This window comes from Phyllobacterium sp. MT110 (genome assembly GCF_058792715.1).
The window spans coordinates 97818-114308 of record NZ_JBXAFE010000005.1 but is presented as its reverse complement, the minus strand read 5'-3'; the positions used below and the strand labels follow the sequence as shown (position 1 = coordinate 114308).

The following is a 16491-nucleotide window of genomic DNA, read 5'->3' as shown; positions in this document are numbered from 1 at the left end:
CCCCCATGAAAAGCAAATCCTTCTTCGGCCTGCTGGCGATTGTGGTGCTTGCCGTGGCGAGCGACCAGATCGTCAAATATCTCGTCGAGACCGGCATGGACTATCAGCAGCAGATCGATCTGCTGCCATTTCTGGCGCTTTTTCGTGTTCACAATAATGGCATTGCATTTTCGATGCTCAGCGGCATGCACGACCTTGCCCTGATCGGCTTGACCGTCGTCGTCATCGCCTTTGTCAGCTATCTCTGGTGGAGCACCGTACCGGCACGCTGGATCTCGCGCATCGGCTTTGCGCTGATCATCGGTGGTGCCATCGGCAATCTGATCGACCGCAGCCTGCTTGGCTATGTCGTTGATTATATTCTTTTCCATCTGCCGTCATGGTCATTTGCCGTCTTCAATCTGGCCGATGCCTACATTTCCGTCGGCGCCGCACTGGTCGTGCTTGAAGAAATTTTTGTCTGGCTGCGCGAGCGCAAGACACCAAAGGGGCAAGCTGGGGGAAACTGAGGAAAACCCAGCATCTGCGGTGTCTCCCGCGTCATGTGCCCGTCATCCAATTGTTGTATTCAAGCATCTAGTGATTGCCGATCAACCATGATGAGAGCGAATCGTTATGAGCTTCGCCTTGCTTGAACCTGCGTCTATCTTTAAAGATCAGCACACGATGTCGCAGGTTGATTCAACACCCTCGCCGTTTACGGCGCCACACCTTGTCGCGGTGCTTGGACGCATTGGGACGATGGAAGTTTGCCTTGCGCAAACCGAAGCCGAAATCGTCTCTGCCCAGCAGCTGCGTTTCAAGGTATTTTTCGATGAACTCGGCGCCAAGGGCTCGGCGACCCTGGAACAACGCGACGCAGACCGTTTCGATCCCGTATGCGATCACCTCCTGGTTTATGATACCTCGATCATTGGCCCCAAGCACAAGCAGATCGTCGGCACCTACCGGCTGATGCGCTCGGAAGTTGCCCACAAAACAGGCGGTTTTTACTCGGCTAGCGAATATACGATCGACAGTCTGGTCGCTGCCAAGCCGCAGATGCATTTCCTTGAGCTCGGCCGGTCCTGTGTTTTGCCGGAATACCGCTCAAAGCGCACGGTCGAACTGCTGTGGCAGGGCATCTGGAGCTATTGCCGGTATCACTCCATCGACGTGATGTTCGGCTGCGCATCCTTCCAGGGAACGGTGCCGGCGGCGCATGCTCTGCCGCTGTCGTTCCTGCATCACAACTGCCGCGCAACGCCGGACTGGGATGTCCAGGCCCTGCCGTCGCTGTATCAGCCGATGGACCTCGTTCCCAGCGAAGCGGTCAATCCGAAGGTTGCCCTGTTCGCCATGCCGCCATTGATCAAGGGCTATCTGCGCCTTGGTGCCATGATCGGTGACGGTGCGGTGGTGGATCATGATTTCGGCACGACCGATGTACTGATCATTCTGCCGGTCAGCCGCATTTCCACCCGCTACGTCAGCCATTACATCTCGAACGCCAAGCGTTTCGACTGAAATTCCACTTTCGCCTCCTGCAGGACGAACATCATCTGTGGAGAAAACCGCCGATGATGCGCCTGCACGGTGTGTAAAGTTCCCGATAGCGCATAGATTGGTCTTCTGATCGGAATCGGTCAAAATCAGGAGAACGTCTTGGCCGACATGCCATTCACTGCGGAAACACCATCCTATGAGGCTGACAGCTCGGCGCGCCCAACGCCGATGATGGAGCAGTATATCGAGATCAAAGCGACCAATCCGGACAGCCTGCTGTTTTACCGGATGGGCGATTTCTACGAGCTGTTCTTCGACGATGCCATAGCCGCGTCCCGCGCGCTCGGGATCACGCTGACCAAGCGCGGCAAGCATCTGGGCGAGGATATCCCGATGTGCGGCGTACCGGTGCATGCGGCGGACGACTATCTGCAGAAGCTCATCATGCGCGGCTTCCGGGTTGCGGTGTGCGAACAGGTGGAAGACCCGGCTGAAGCGCGCAAGCGCGGATCGAAATCCGTGGTGAAGCGCGATGTCGTGCGGCTGGTCACCCCCGGCACGCTCACAGAGGAAAAGCTGCTCGATCCCTCCGAAGCCAACTATCTCATGACGCTGGGCCGGGTGAAAGGCGCAGCGCAGGGCCAGTTTGCCCTCGCCTGGATCGATATTTCCACCGGCACGTTCCGGGTCAGCGAAACCGATCCGTCGCGGCTGCTTGCCGATATTCTGCGCGTCGATCCGCGCGAACTGATCGTTGCCGATCCGGTGTTTCACGATCCGGACCTGCGCCCGACATTCGATGTCGTCGGGCGCTCGGTCAGCCCGCAGCCGCCAAGCCTTTTCGACAGCGCCACGGCGGAAAACCGCATACAGCGCTATTTCGACGTGGCCACGCTCGACGGCTTCGGACATTTTTCGCGCGCCGAACTGTCAGCCATATCGGGCGCCATCGCCTATGTGGAAAAGACGCAGATTTCGGAACGACCGCCGCTGATGCGGCCGGAGCGGGAATCGGAAGGCTCCACGCTTTTCATCGACCCGGCCACCCGAGCCAATCTGGAAATGCTGCGCACCTTGTCGGGCAATCGCGACGGCAGCCTGCTCAAATCCATTGACCGCACGGTTACCGGCGGCGGCGCCCGGCTGTTGGCCGAGCGACTGACCTCGCCGCTGACAAATTCCGCCGCCATTGCGGAGCGGCTCGATTCCGTCTCCTGCTTTCTCGCCGGACAATCCCTCGCCGATCTGACCCGCGAAGCTTTGAAGGGCGTACCGGACATGCCCCGCGCCCTGTCGCGCCTTGCCGTCGGGCGCGGCGGTCCGCGCGATCTTGGCGCACTCGCGCGCGGACTCGAGGCTGCCGCCCAAATCGCTTCTTTCCTGGGCAGGGAAGTGCTTCTCGCTGAACTCTCCGCCGTTCGGGATTGCCTTGGCGGCCTGCCCCACGACTATGCCGCTCACCTTGACCGGGCGCTGGACGACGAACTGCCTCTGCTGAAGCGCGACGGCGGTTTCGTCCGACCTGGATACAATGCGGAACTTGATGAGATGCGCGCCTTGCGCGACCACTCCCGCCGCATCATTGCCGGTCTCCAGGCCGATTACATGGATCTGACCGGCATCCGCTCGCTCAAGATCAAGCACAACAATGTGCTCGGCTATTTCATCGAGGTCACGGCGAACAATGCATCCGTGATGACCGACACGGACGAGGCCAAGGGCAAATTCATCCATCGTCAGACCATCGCCAATGCGATGCGGTTCACGACAACGGAGCTCGCCGAACTCGAAACCAAAATCGCCAATGCCGCCGAACGGGCTTTGTCGATTGAACTGGGCATTTTCGACGTGCTGACCGGGGAAACGGTTGCCAATGCCGACGCAATCCGCGCCGGCGCTGCAGCGCTGGCAACCCTCGACGTCTCGGCATCGCTCGCTGCCCTTGCCGAAGAGCAGGGCTATTGCCGCCCGCTGGTCGATGACACCCTCGCTTTCGAGATCGTCGCCGGGCGTCACCCCGTCGTGGAACAGTCCCTGCGCCGGCAGGCGGCCAATCCGTTCGTGGCCAATGACTGCAATCTCTCGCCCGAGGGTGCGGCCAAAGGCGCGATCTGGCTTCTGACCGGACCGAACATGGGCGGTAAATCGACATTCCTGCGCCAGAACGCGTTGATTGCTATTCTTGCGCAGATGGGATCGTTCGTCCCGGCCGGTTCGGCGCATATCGGCATTGTCGACCGGCTGTTCTCGCGCGTCGGCGCATCGGACGATCTGGCGCGCGGCCGGTCGACCTTCATGGTGGAGATGGTGGAAACAGCCGCCATCCTCAATCAGGCCAGCGACCATTCCCTGGTCATTCTCGACGAAATCGGCCGCGGCACCGCGACCTTCGACGGCCTGTCGATCGCCTGGGCGGCAGTGGAATATCTGCACGAGAAGAACCAGTGCCGGGCGATTTTCGCCACGCATTTCCATGAAATGACCTCGCTGTCGGAAAAGCTGACGCGCCTGAGCAATGTCACCATGCGGGTGAAGGAGTGGGACGGCGACGTCGTCTTCCTGCATGAGGTGGCCAAGGGCGCCGCAGACCGCTCCTATGGCGTGCAGGTGGCGCGGCTGGCCGGATTGCCGGAAGCCGTGGTCAACCGCGCCCGCGACGTTCTGCATCAGCTGGAAGCCGGTGAAACCTCGGGTAAGGCTGACAAGCTGATCGATGACCTGCCGCTGTTCTCGGTCGAGGTCAAACGCGAGGTGAAAGCACCCGTGAAAGGCAAGGATAGCGCACTGCTGGCAGCCCTTTCGACGGTCAATCCCGATGAAATGACACCGCGCGAGGCGCTTGACGCGCTCTACCGGTTGAAAGGCCTCGCCACAAACCCGACATCGTGAACGCATTGGGGGCACGCTTGCCCCTGGCGGACACAGTGTCTTCAAAGGTAAGCATTTCGTTTATGGCAAATACGCGCTATAGCGTGCGGCCATCATTCATAAAGTCGTGTTCATGAGCGCAGACCTGAAACTGGAACAGATCGTCAGTCCGGCCAAACTTCATCGTCAGTTTGAAGATCTGGTCAAGGCGGCAAAAAAACAAGGCGCCGCTTCCGTCAATCGCAATGACGTGCTGCAGCTCCTGAAAGAGACACTCGTTTCGGGTCGCAAGGCCGCCGAGGAGATGTTGAAAAAGGACGGCGGCGGCACACGCTGCTCCGTGCGGCTGTCCTATCTGATGGACCAGATCATTTCGGCGCTCTACGATTTTGCGATCACCCATGTCTATCATTCGGTCAATCCGTCCACGGCAGAACGGATGACGGTGGTGGCGGTTGGCGGCTATGGCCGCGGCGGGCTGGCGCCCGGTTCGGATATCGACCTTCTGTTCCTGCTGCCCTACAAGCAGACCCCGTGGGGCGAGCAGGTGGTCGAGTACATCCTCTACATGCTCTGGGACATGGGCCTGAAGGTCGGCCACGCCACGCGCAATGTCGACGAATCCATCCGCCAGTCGCTCGCCGACATGACCATCCGCACCAGTATTCTCGAAGCCCGCTACGTCTGCGGCAATGACGAGCTTTTCACCACATTGGTGCGCCGCTTCGATACGGAAGTCGTCAAGGGGACTGGACCGGCCTTCATCGAGGCGAAGCTGACCGAGCGCAACGAACGGCACCGCAAGGCCGGTGCGACCCGCTATCTCGTCGAACCGAACGTCAAGGAAGGCAAAGGCGGCCAGCGCGATCTGCACACGCTGTTCTGGATCGCCAAATATTACTACCACGTCAAGACCAGTGACGAACTGGTCAAGCTTGGGGTGTTGTCGCGCGCCGAGCACAATATTTTCCGCAAGGCCGAAGACCTTTTATGGGCCGTGCGCTGCCATATGCATTTCTATACCGGCAAGGCGGAGGAACGGCTGTCCTTCGATATCCAGAGCGAGATTGCCCAGCGGCTCGGCTATACGGCACATCCCGGTCAGCGCGATGTCGAGCGCTTCATGAAGCACTACTTCCTCGTCGCCAAGGAAGTGGGCGACCTGACGCGCATCATCTGCGCCGCGCTGGAAGAAGAACAGGCAAAACATGTTCCCGGTTTCAACCGGATTTTCCTGACCTTCTCGCGCCGCAAGCGCAAACTGCCGGGAACGTCGGATTTCGTCGTCGACAACCACCGCATCACCATCGCCAATGACGGCGTTTTCCAGAAGGATCCGGTCAACCTCATCCGCCTGTTCCACCTGGCCGATCAGCATGGGCTCGAACTCCACCCGGATGCGATGCAGCTGGTGACCCGTTCCCTGTCGCTGATCAAGGCGGATTTGCGCGAAAATCCCGAAGCCAACCGCCTGTTCCTTGAAATCCTGACCTCCGAACGCAATCCCGAACTCATCCTGCGGCGCATGAACGAATCCGGCGTGCTGGGCAGGTTCATCCCGGATTTCGGCAAGGTCGTCGCGATGATGCAGTTCAACATGTATCATCACTACACGGTCGACGAGCATCTCTTGCGCTGCATCGCCGTACTGTCCGAGATCGATCACGGCGACCTCAGCAATGAGCATCCGCTGGCCAACCAGATCATGCCAGCCCTGAAAAAGGACCGCAAACTCCTCTACGTCGCCCTTTTGCTGCATGATATCGCCAAGGGCCGGCCGGAGGACCACTCACTTGCCGGTGCGCGCATCGCCAAGCGCGTCTGCCCGCGTCTGGGCCTGTCCAAGTCCGATACGGAAACCGTGTCGTGGCTGGTCGAGCAGCACCTGACCATGAGCATGGTCGCCCAGTCGCGCGATCTCAATGACCGCAAGACCATCGAGGACTTCGCTGAAATCGTCCAGACGCTCGACCGGATGAAACTGCTGCTGATCCTCACCGTGTGCGATATCAAGGCGGTCGGACCGGGCGTGTGGAACGGCTGGAAGGGCCAGTTGCTGCGCACCCTGTTCTACGAAACCGAACTGATGCTGACCGGCGGTTTCTCGGAAGTGTCGCGCAAGGAACGCACCGACCACGCCCGCGCGCAGCTCGAACATGCCCTGTCATCCTGGCCGCAGCTCGAGCGCCAGTCCTATCTTGCCCTGCACTATCAGAACTACCTGCTGACGGTCAGCCTCGACGACCAGATCCGCCATGCCACTTTCGTGCGCGAATCCGACAGTTCGGAAAAGACGCTGGCAACCATGGTCAAAACCCATGACTTCGAGGGCGTTACCGAAATCACCGTGCTTTCGCCCGACCATCCGCGCCTTCTGTCGATCATCGCCGGCGCCTGCGCTGCCGCCGGCGCCAACATTGTTGACGCGCAGATCTTCACCACGAGCGACGGCCGTGCGCTCGATACGATCCTGATCAGCCGCGAATTCCCGACCGATGACGACGAACGCCGCCGCGCCATGCGGGTGGGGCGCCTGATCGAGGATGTGCTGTCCGGCAAATCCTACCTGCCGGAAATGCTGGCATCGCGCACCAAGCCGAAACGCGCGGTCAAGGCGTTCCGCATTACGCCGCGCGTCGAAATCAACAACACGCTGTCGAACAAGTTCACCGTCATCGAGGTCGAGGGGCTGGACCGTCCGGGCCTGCTCTCCGAGATCACCGGCGCCATTTCCGACCTGTCGCTCGACATCGCCTCGGCGCATGTGACGACGTTCGGCGAAAAGGTCATCGACGTGTTCTACGTCACCGATCTTGTCGGCCACCAGGTCACCAACGGGGCGCGGCAGAACCGCATCCGCAAGAAGCTGCTCGCCCTGTTCGGCGAAGGCGATATCACCACGGCCCAGCCGCAGCGGCACAACATCCTGATGTCTGCAGAATAGGTTCAGCACCCATGTTTATTCGGAATCTGGAACAGATATGAGTCTGGTCAAAAAATTCGCGACGGTGGCCTCCGGCACCCTGATGAGCCGTGTCTTCGGGCTGACGCGTGAAATGCTGATGGCAGCGGCGCTTGGTACCGGCCCCGTCGCCGATGCCTTCAATGCCGCCTTCCGTTTCCCCAACACCTTCCGCCGCCTGTTTGCCGAAGGCGCGTTCAACGCGGCCTTCGTCCCGCTGTTTGCCAAGGAGATCGAGGCGAACGGCATGGATGGGGCAAAGCGCTTCTCCGAGGAGGTGTTCGGCGTCCTGTTCACCGTCCTGATGGCGCTGACCATTCTGATGGAACTGTCGATGCCGCTGATCGTGCGCACGGTGATCGCGCCTGGCTTCCTCGACGATCCGACCAAGTTCGGCAATACGGTGTCGATGGCGATCATCATGTTTCCTTATCTGGCCTGCATGTCGCTGGCGGCGATGATGAGCGGCATGCTGAACTCGCTGCACCGCTATTTTGCTGCCGCCGTCGCTCCGGTTTTCCTCAACGTGATCCTGATCGGCGTGCTCGCCTATGCCTGGTACAAGGGCCACGACGGCATCACGATCGGTTACGGCCTCTCCTGGGGCGTCATGGCGGCGGGGCTGGTGCAACTGGCCATCGTCTGGTTTGCCGTGCGCAATGCCGGCATTTCCATCGGCTTCCGGCTGCCGCACTTCACGCCGAATGTGCGGCGCCTCTTGGTGCTGGCCCTGCCCGCCGCCATCACCGGCGGCATCACCCAGATCAACCTTCTGGTGAACACGAACATCGCTTCCGGCAAGGAGGGCGCGGTGACGTCGCTCGCCAATGCCGACCGCGTCTATCAGCTGCCCCTCGGCGTGGTGGGTATTGCCGTTGCAACGGTGCTGCTGCCCGAGCTTGCCCGTGCATTGCGCTCCGGCAACCACAGGGAAGCCGGCAGTCTGCAGAACCGGTCGGTCGAGTTCATCCTGTTTCTGACGCTGCCGGCAGCGGCGGCGCTGCTCGTCATGTCCGAGCCGATCATCCGCCTGCTGCTCGAGCGCGGTGAATTCACCGCCGAATCGACGCGGCGCGTGTCCAATATTCTCGCGGTCTACGGCCTTGGCCTGCCCGCCTTCGTGCTGATCAAGGCTTTCATTCCCGGCTTCTTCGCCCGCGAAGACACCAAGACACCGATGATCTATGCAGCGGTTTCCGTTGTTATCAATGTCAGCATGGCGCTGACGCTGTTTCCGCTGATGGCCGAAACCGGCATTGCCACGGCCGAAGTGACGGCCGGGTGGGTCAATGCCATTCTCCTCTTCGCAACGCTGGTGTGGCGCGGGCATTGGGGCCGCGACATCCCGCTGCTCACCCGCATTCCACGCCTGATCTTTTCCGCTGCGGCCATGGCTGTTGCCCTGTATTACGCCATCCATTGGGCCAAGCCCTATCTTGCCTCCCATACGCCGGTGCATATCCAGGCGCCCGTGGTCTTCGGCCTGATCATGCTGTCGATGGTTGTCTATTTCATCCTGGCCTTCGCAACCGGCGGCGCCAGTTTCAGCATGATCCGCCGCAATGTGAAACGCGGCGCCAAAGCACCGGTTGTGCCGCCGGAGGGCCCTGCGGCATGAGCGTCTCCTGACGCTCAAATAGCCTTCGCCGGCCCGATAGGGCTTGAATAGAGCGCCTTGCTCTGCCAAAACCTCCTCTCCATTGCCACCGGGCCGGAACGGCCCGGTCCCCGAATGATCAAGGACTGTTCATGAGCACGTTTGAGCCGCTCGTCTTCTCCGGTGTCCAGCCAACCGGTAATCTGCATCTCGGCAACTATCTGGGAGCGGTGCGGCGTTGGGTTGCCTTGCAGGAAAACAACAACTGCATCTACTGCGTGGTCGACCAGCACGCCATCACGCAGGCGGTTTCCGTCTGGGGCGGTCCGGTCGAGCTGCAGCGCAACACGCGCGAAGTAACCGCCGCGTTCCTCGCCGCCGGCATTGATGCCGAGAAGCATATTGTCTTCAACCAGAGCCGCGTGCGCCAGCATGCAGAGCTTGCCTGGGTGTTCAATTGCATCGCGCGTATGGGCTGGCTGAACCGCATGACCCAGTTCAAGGACAAGGCAGGCAAGGACCGCGAGAACGCCTCGGTCGGCCTCTTCGCCTACCCCAACCTGATGGCTGCCGATATCCTTGTCTACCGCGCCACCCATGTGCCGGTCGGCGAAGACCAGAAGCAGCATCTGGAGCTGACGCGCGACATCGCCCAGAAATTCAACACGGACTTCTCTGATCGCATTGCGGAACTCGGCCTCGGCATCGAGACCCAGTCCGGCGATGAAACGATCCAGAGCTTTTTCCCGCTGACCGAACCGGTCATCGGCGGTCCGGCTGCGCGGGTGATGAGCCTGCGCGACGGCACGAAGAAGATGTCGAAATCCGATCCATCAGACCTGTCGCGCATCAACCTGACCGATGACGAGGACACGATTTCGAAGAAGATCCGCAAGGCGAAGACGGATTCCGAGCCCTTGCCATCGGATATCGAGGGCCTGAACGATCGCCCGGAAGCCGACAATCTCGTCGGCATCTATGCCGCCCTGACCGATACGGACAAGGCAGGCGTCATCCGCGATTTCGGCGGCCAGCAGTTCTCCGTGTTCAAGCCGGCGCTGGCTGATCTGGCGGTGGCGAAGCTTGCGCCGATTGCCAGCGAGATGCGCCGCCTTTCCGCCGATACCGCCTATATCGATTCCGTGCTGAAAAATGGCGGCGAGCGTGCAGCTATATTGGCGGAGAAGACGATGCGCAATGTGCGTGATATTGTCGGGTTCCTTCAGGATTAGGCTCAACAGTCAGGGCAGGTTGAACAGATGGTATCAAGACGTCTCAGCCGTGAAGCAGGGCACCGCCGCAAGTTCCTGGCGGTGATCGACGAAACGCCGGAATGTGAGCGGGCGGTTGCCTATGCCTCGCGCCGCGCCAAGACCACGAATGGCGTGCTGGTCCTGCTGTTTGTCATCGACTCCGCCGACTTCCAGCAGTTTCTGGGGGTCGAGCAGATCATGCGGGCGGAAGCCGAGGAACGGGCACATTCGACGCTGAGCAAGTTTGCCGCTTCGGTGCGGGAAACCATCAATATCGAATCCGAGCTTGTGGTGCGCGAAGGCATAACCGCCGAACAGATCCAGAAGCTCATCGAGGAAGACCAGGATATCGCCATTCTGGTTCTGGCGGCAGGTTCCGGCAAGGAGGGACCAGGACCGCTGGTCCAGACCCTGGCCGGGCGCGAATCCTTCTCGATTCCCGTCACCGTCGTGCCCTATAATCTCTCGAACGAGGATATTGACGCAATCACATGATTGCATCTTGAAACCGTGATACACTCTTGCCTTGAAGAGACTGGCCGAAAGGCCTATATGCCTTTGAACCGTTCTAAACTAGACACGCGAGATATCCGCCATGTTCATCCAGACCGAAGCAACGCCCAACCCGGCGACCTTGAAATTCCTGCCTGGCAAGGTTGTGCTTGAGGAAGGCACGGCGGATTTCCGCGATGCGGCAACCGCTTCGGAAGCCTCGCTGCTCGCCGCCAAGATTTTTGCCGTTCCCGGCGTGACCGGCGTGTTCTTCGGCTATGATTTCGTCACCGTAACCAAGGCCGAAGGTCCGGAATGGCAGCATCTGAAGCCGGCCATCCTCGGCGCGATCATGGAACACTTCATGTCCGGCGCTCCTGTCATGGCGAGCGCCACATCGGTCGCAGCCACAGCCCAGCTGGAAGGCGACGGCGAGTTTTTCGACACGGCCGACACCGAGATCGTCGACACGATCAAGGAACTGCTGGAGACCCGTGTGCGCCCTGCCGTGGCGCAGGATGGCGGCGATATCACCTTCCGCGGTTTCGAGAACGGCACGGTTTACCTGCACATGAAGGGCGCCTGCTCCGGCTGCCCGTCTTCTACAGCAACGTTGAAGCATGGCATCCAGAACCTCCTGAAGCATTTCGTGCCGGAAGTTCAGCAGGTCGAAGCGATCTAACGCGCTTCCAGATGGTGAGATTGAAAAGGCCGCTTGATGCGGCCTTTTTGTTGGCAGTAGCTCATCAGATGGAGATAACGGAATTGCGCACAGGTTCGCGCGGAACGTCCGGTAAATCCACACCGCCTAGCACTGCAAAATGCTCATGAATTGACGCAGCAATGTTCCCCTGCTCAGTCAGCGTTCTTGAGGGATGCTCATCGTAAATGTATAGCGCCTTATCTTCCAAGGATTTCCTACGCCGCTTCGCAAAAATTTTAGAACAAGCGAGCAGATCATAGAAAATGTTGCGAAACACACGGCTAATCATTGGCTCTTCAATTCAACATTATCTGGGCAGTATGCCAGACTTCGCGCGGATTGCCGATACAGCAATAGTATAAGCGCCTTCAGACGCAAACAGCCCCGCAAGGCGGGGCTGTTGCGAAAGCGCTTGCAAACAAACTGTCAGTTCACGGCGCCGGGTCCGGGTATCGCACCGGGCGGGCATTTGCCGAGGATGATCATGCCGAGCACCTCGTCCTCGGTGACATCCCCCACCTTGGCGGTGCCGACCACCTGGCCGTTTTTCATGACGGCCACCCGGTCCGCGAGATGAAAGACATCGTGGATGTCGTGGCTGATCAGGAAGATGCCGATGCCTTCGCTCTTCAGCTGCTTGATCAGCTCGCCCACCTGCGCGGTTTCCTGTGGTCCGAGCGCGGCTGTCGGCTCGTCCATGATCAGAATGCGGGCATTAAACAGGATCGCCCGGGCAATGGCGACGGACTGCCGCTGCCCGCCGGACAGGGCTTTGACCGGATCCTTGAAGCGCTGGAAGCGCGGATTGAGCCGTCCCATCACTTCGCGCGCGCTGTGCTCCATGGCCACGTCATCAAGCGTGCCCCACGGCGTCATCAGTTCACGCCCGAGATAGAGATTGGCGGCAGTGTCGACATTGTCGGCCAGGGCCAGCGTCTGATAGATCGTCTCGATGCCATAGGCCTTCGCATCGCGCGGATTGCCGATCGAGGCTTCCTCGCCATTGACCTTGATCGTGCCGCTGTCGCGCTTGTAGGCACCGGACAGGATCTTGATCAGCGTCGATTTGCCGGCGCCGTTGTGGCCGAGCAGGGCCACCACTTCGCCCGGATAGAGATTGACGGACGCACCGTCGACCGCGCGGATACCGCCGAATGCGATCGAGATATTGTCCATGTCGATGAGAGGTGTCTGTGCAGTGCTCATGATCTTTCCTCCCTCACGCGGTACGGCGGCGATAGATGGTGTCGAGCCAGACGGCGATCACCAGGACGATACCGACAACAATGTTCTGCAGCGGCGTATCGAGGCCGAGAAGCACCATGCCCGAGCTCAGCGACTGCATGAGCAGCGCGCCGATCATCGCACCGGCGATGGTGCCGACGCCGCCAGCCAGCGACGTTCCGCCAATCACGGCGGCGGCAATGGTCAGAAGCTCGTCCAGCGTGCCTTGGGCATTGGTTGCCGCATTGAGGCGGGCGGTCGAGATCGCACCGGCGATGGAGCAGAGAATGCCCATGATGATGAAGATCTTCATGGTGACCCAGCGCGTGTTGATACCGGCGAGATCGGCAGCTTCGGGATTGCCTCCCATGGCGAAGACATAGCGGCCGAAGCGCGTGCGCGTGGTCACGAATGTCATGATGATACCGGTTGCCACGGCAATCAGCACCGGTATGGCGATACCATGCGAGATGAACAGGCCACCGTCGGGAATGGTGATGTTGTTGGCATCGGCATATTTGCGCACGATGCCGATGGGCCAGTAATAGGCATTGGCAATCGAGACGGCCCCGAGCACCAGGACGCAACTGATGGCGGCCATGAACACTTCGGCCCAGACGGGACGGCGCGGAAAATTGAAACGCTGGCGCTGGCGGCGGCTGTTGGCCACCATGATCACGATGGCGACGCAGGCGGCGATGCCGAGAATCCAGCTCCACATGGAGCCGATGGAGCCTTCCGGGCCACCGCCCATCAGGCGGAAGGTCGAGTCCATCGGTGCGACCGTACGGCCCGACGTGACCCACCAGGCGGCGCCGCGCCAGACGAGCAGGCCGCCGAGCGTCACGATGAAAGCAGGAACCCCGAGGAAGGCGATGATGAAGCCCTGAAAGCCGCCGATGACGGCACCGGCGACAATGCCAATGCCAAGCGTGATGATCCAGGTGGCGGGATGTTCGAAGCCGATGAGTTTCGGCAGCATTTCCGTCTGCATGACGCCCATGATCATGCCGATGAAACCCAGCAGCGAGCCGACCGACAGGTCAATATTGCGCGTCACGATGATCAGCACCATGCCGGTCGCCATCACGGCAACGGATGACGTCTGCACGGAAAGATTCCACAGGTTGCGCGGTGTGAGGAACTGGCCGCCGGAGAGAACCTGGAATGCAATCCAGATGACAACCAGCGCACCGATCATACCCAGAAGCCGGGTATCAAGCTCGGTGGCTTTGAAGAAGCGGGCGGTAAGGCCAAGTTCGGAGGCGCGGGCCCGGTCAATACTGACTGCCGGATCACTCATTTGTCTCTCCCCAGTTTCAGGTTCTTTTTAAAACGCCGCCGATCCAGTGGACCAGCGGCGCTCAATATTAGCAGATTATTCAGGACTTACTTGCAGGCTGCGACCGAACCGGCCTTGACGCCCTGGCAGACAACGTCCTTCTTCACCCAACCCGCGTCGATAATGACGTTGAGGTTGTCCTTGGTGATCGGAACGGGTGTCAGGAACACGGCATTGACCTCGACCTTGTTGGCACCGCCGGCAAATTTCTGGACCTTGGGAATATCAGTCATCTTCTTGCCGTCGGCGAGTGCCGCAGCAATACCGGCTGCTTCCTTGCCCAGCTCACGCGAGTCTTTCCAGACCGAAACGGTCTGGGTGCCGAGCGCAATGCGGTTCAGGGCGGCGAAATCCGCATCCTGGCCGGACACGGGCACCGTACCGGCAAGCCCCTGGGCCTGCAGGGCAGCGATGGCGCCGCCGGCAGTGCCGTCATTGGCCGCAACGACAGCGTCGATCTTGTTGTCGTTCTTGGTCAGGAACTGTTCCATGTTCTTCTGGGCATTGGCCGGCAGCCAGCCGTCCGTATAGGCTTCGCCGACATTCTTGATCTTGCCGGACGCGATGGCGTCCTTCAAAACTTCCTGCGCGCCGGAGAAGAGGAAATCGGCGTTCGGATCGGCCGAGCTGCCCTTGATGAAGGCGTAATTGCCTTCCGGCTTCACAGCCAGGACACCGCGTGCCTGCATGCGGCCAACTTCCTTGTTGTCGAAGGTGATGTAGAACGCATCCTTGTTTTCGATCAGGCGATCATAGCCGACGACCGGAATACCTTCAGCGACCGCCTTTTCAACAGCTGGTCCGATTGCGCTCGAATCCTGCGCAAGAATGATCAGGGCATTGGCGCCCTGGGCGATCAGGCTTTCAACGTCGGTGAGCTGCTTGGAAGCGGAAGACTGGGCATCGGCCGAAATATACTTGTCGCCATTGGCTTCAAGCGCTTTCTTGATGGCAGCTTCATCTGTCTTCCAGCGCTCTTCCTGAAAGTTGGACCAGGACACGCCAATGATCTTGTCTTTCGCCAGCGCAGGGCCGGCCAAAGAAACGGCAAGAGCAACACCCGCCAGAGCGGTTGCGTATTTTTTCATGATAATCCTCCCAGTGCACATGGCACGTTGATCCCGTCGGATGTCAGGCCCTTCACCTCCGGCCAGTCACCCAAACCTCTTTATTTCGAGGCTCGAAAAAAATAGTGACTTAATTTCATTTCCATGTCAACATAGAATCTGATCTGCTAAGTTATTGCGTTGCAACAATATTTTTGCATCGCATCAAAAAAAGATTTCGGGAGGAGATCGTTCGTTGGTAGATGAGATAGCCCGGCCGGACGATGTCCGGCGTCAGAATCGCAGGCTCGTCCTGGCCGCACTGCGCGGCCATGATCTCCTCTCGCGCACCGATATCGTGGCCCAGACCGGCCTCAGCGCATCGACGGTTTCAGCCATCACCACGGCCCTCATCGCCGAAGGCATTGTCAATGAAAGCCGCGACGGCGATGTCACGGCCAACCGCCGCGGCCGCCCGCAGGTGGCACTGACGCTCAACCCGGAAATCGCGACGATCGCCACAGTTGAACTGGCGCTCAACCTCGCCCACACCGTGCTGTTCGACTACAAGGGACAGGTGATCGCGCAGGAGATCCGCCGTATCCCGACGCTCGATGCGAGCGCCGGCGACCTGACCCGGGCGATCTGCGAAATGCTTGACGGCCTGCTCGCCGCCATGCCGGGCAGCGCGGGCAGGCTCATGCATATCTCCATGGGCGTGCAGGGCGTCACCGATGCCGCCAGCGCGACCATGCTCTGGTCGCCGATCACGCCCGACATCAATGTGGCCTTCGGCGAAATCCTTTCCGCGCGCTACGGCGTCAGCGTTGCCGTTGCCAATGATTGCAGCATGATTGCCGAGGCGCTGCGCTGGACCGATCCGGAACATTACACCGAAGACTTTGCCGCCATCCTCCTGTCGCACGGCATCGGCATGGGCCTTTATCTCAAGGGCAAGCCGTTTCTCGGCGTCCAGTCTTCGGGTGCCGAATTCGGCCATATGCTGCATGTCCCCAATGGCGCGCTCTGCCGCTGCGGCCGCCACGGCTGCATCGAGGCCTATGCCAGTGATTATGCCATCCTGCGCCGGACAGCGGGCGAGGACGAACAGGCACAGCCGGCCCAGGATGTCGATGCCGCTTCCTTCAACGCCGTGGCCGACCGCGCCCGCAGCCGTGACGGTGCGGAGCGGGCGGCATTCCGCAAGGCGGGACAGGCCATCGGCTCCGGCCTGCGCAGTCTTTTCTCGCTGATCGATCCCGTGCCCATCGCACTTGTCGGGCCCGGCGCCGGTGTCTTCGACCTCATCGAGGCGGACCTGCGGGAAATCGTATCCGGCACGACCGGCTGGGGCGGCAAGCCTGACCTGACCATCCGCTGCTATCCCGACGAGCATCCGCTCATCCTGCAGGGTTGCATGATGACGTCCCTGCTGCATCTCGATACCCAGCTTTTCGCCCCCGGCGATCTGCGTGAAGCACCGCTGCGGCGGGCGATCTAGCCTCCACATTTCAAAGGA

At 60.3% G+C, this 16491-nt stretch carries 13 protein-coding genes; 9 read left to right on the top strand and 4 right to left on the bottom strand.

What is annotated here, in order from left to right; all coding sequences use genetic code 11:
• Positions 1 to 5 precede the first annotated feature (5 nt).
• The 8 genes from lspA to AC1Q5O_RS20255 all read left to right on the top strand — a co-directional run bounded on the left by lspA (position 6) and on the right by AC1Q5O_RS20255 (position 11339).
• Positions 6 to 509 carry a signal peptidase II gene (lspA, locus tag AC1Q5O_RS20290; protein WP_464662299.1) on the top strand — a complete coding sequence of 168 codons (504 nt, stop codon included), beginning with the start codon at positions 6 to 8 and terminating at the stop codon, positions 507 to 509.
• Positions 510 to 666: 157 nt separating this feature from the next.
• Positions 667 to 1506 (top strand): l-ornithine N(alpha)-acyltransferase, encoded by an 840-nt coding sequence (gene olsB / locus AC1Q5O_RS20285; protein ID WP_464662297.1) that lies wholly within the window; start codon positions 667 to 669, stop codon positions 1504 to 1506.
• A 147-nt stretch (positions 1507 to 1653) separates the two neighbouring features.
• Positions 1654 to 4374, top strand: a complete 2721-nt coding sequence (gene mutS, locus AC1Q5O_RS20280; RefSeq protein WP_492565827.1) for a DNA mismatch repair protein MutS — start codon at positions 1654 to 1656, stop codon at positions 4372 to 4374.
• Positions 4375 to 4486: 112 nt separating this feature from the next.
• A complete protein-coding gene (locus tag AC1Q5O_RS20275) occupies positions 4487 to 7297 on the top strand; it encodes a [protein-PII] uridylyltransferase (RefSeq protein WP_492565459.1) in 2811 nt (936 codons plus the stop codon).
• 37 nt (positions 7298 to 7334) lie between these two features.
• The gene (gene murJ, locus AC1Q5O_RS20270) at positions 7335 to 8933 is read left to right on the top strand and encodes a murein biosynthesis integral membrane protein MurJ (protein WP_464662293.1); all 1599 of its coding nucleotides are present in this window, start codon (positions 7335 to 7337) and stop codon (positions 8931 to 8933) included.
• Positions 8934 to 9064: 131 nt separating this feature from the next.
• On the top strand, positions 9065 to 10144 hold the full coding sequence (gene trpS / locus AC1Q5O_RS20265; protein ID WP_492565457.1) for a tryptophan--tRNA ligase: 1080 nt from the start codon (positions 9065 to 9067) through the stop codon (positions 10142 to 10144).
• A 27-nt stretch (positions 10145 to 10171) separates the two neighbouring features.
• Complete coding sequence (locus tag AC1Q5O_RS20260) at positions 10172 to 10660, top strand: universal stress protein (protein ID WP_464662290.1); 489 nt, start codon at positions 10172 to 10174, stop codon at positions 10658 to 10660.
• Between the two features lie 100 nt (positions 10661 to 10760).
• Entirely contained in the window at positions 10761 to 11339 is a 579-nt protein-coding gene (locus tag AC1Q5O_RS20255) for a NifU family protein (RefSeq protein WP_223612265.1), read from the top strand.
• A gap of 64 nt (positions 11340 to 11403) precedes the next feature.
• Here the strand turns inward: AC1Q5O_RS20255 and AC1Q5O_RS20250 are convergent, their stop codons facing one another.
• The 4 genes from AC1Q5O_RS20250 to xylF all read right to left on the bottom strand — a co-directional run bounded on the left by AC1Q5O_RS20250 (position 11404) and on the right by xylF (position 15014).
• Positions 11404 to 11649, bottom strand: a complete 246-nt coding sequence (locus tag AC1Q5O_RS20250) for a hypothetical protein (RefSeq protein ID WP_492565454.1) — start codon at positions 11647 to 11649, stop codon at positions 11404 to 11406.
• A gap of 137 nt (positions 11650 to 11786) precedes the next feature.
• Positions 11787 to 12566, bottom strand: coding sequence for an ATP-binding cassette domain-containing protein (locus AC1Q5O_RS20245; protein ID WP_223612266.1), 780 nt, complete (start codon positions 12564 to 12566; stop codon positions 11787 to 11789).
• A 13-nt stretch (positions 12567 to 12579) separates the two neighbouring features.
• A complete protein-coding gene (locus AC1Q5O_RS20240; protein WP_492565452.1) occupies positions 12580 to 13887 on the bottom strand; it encodes a sugar ABC transporter permease in 1308 nt (435 codons plus the stop codon).
• A gap of 86 nt (positions 13888 to 13973) precedes the next feature.
• Entirely contained in the window at positions 13974 to 15014 is a 1041-nt protein-coding gene (gene xylF, locus AC1Q5O_RS20235) for a D-xylose ABC transporter substrate-binding protein (protein ID WP_492565450.1), read from the bottom strand.
• Between the two features lie 214 nt (positions 15015 to 15228).
• On the opposite strand from xylF, the gene AC1Q5O_RS20230 reads away from it, so the two are divergent.
• Positions 15229 to 16473 (top strand): ROK family protein, encoded by a 1245-nt coding sequence (locus tag AC1Q5O_RS20230; protein WP_492565448.1) that lies wholly within the window; start codon positions 15229 to 15231, stop codon positions 16471 to 16473.
• Positions 16474 to 16491: the final 18 nt, after the last annotated feature.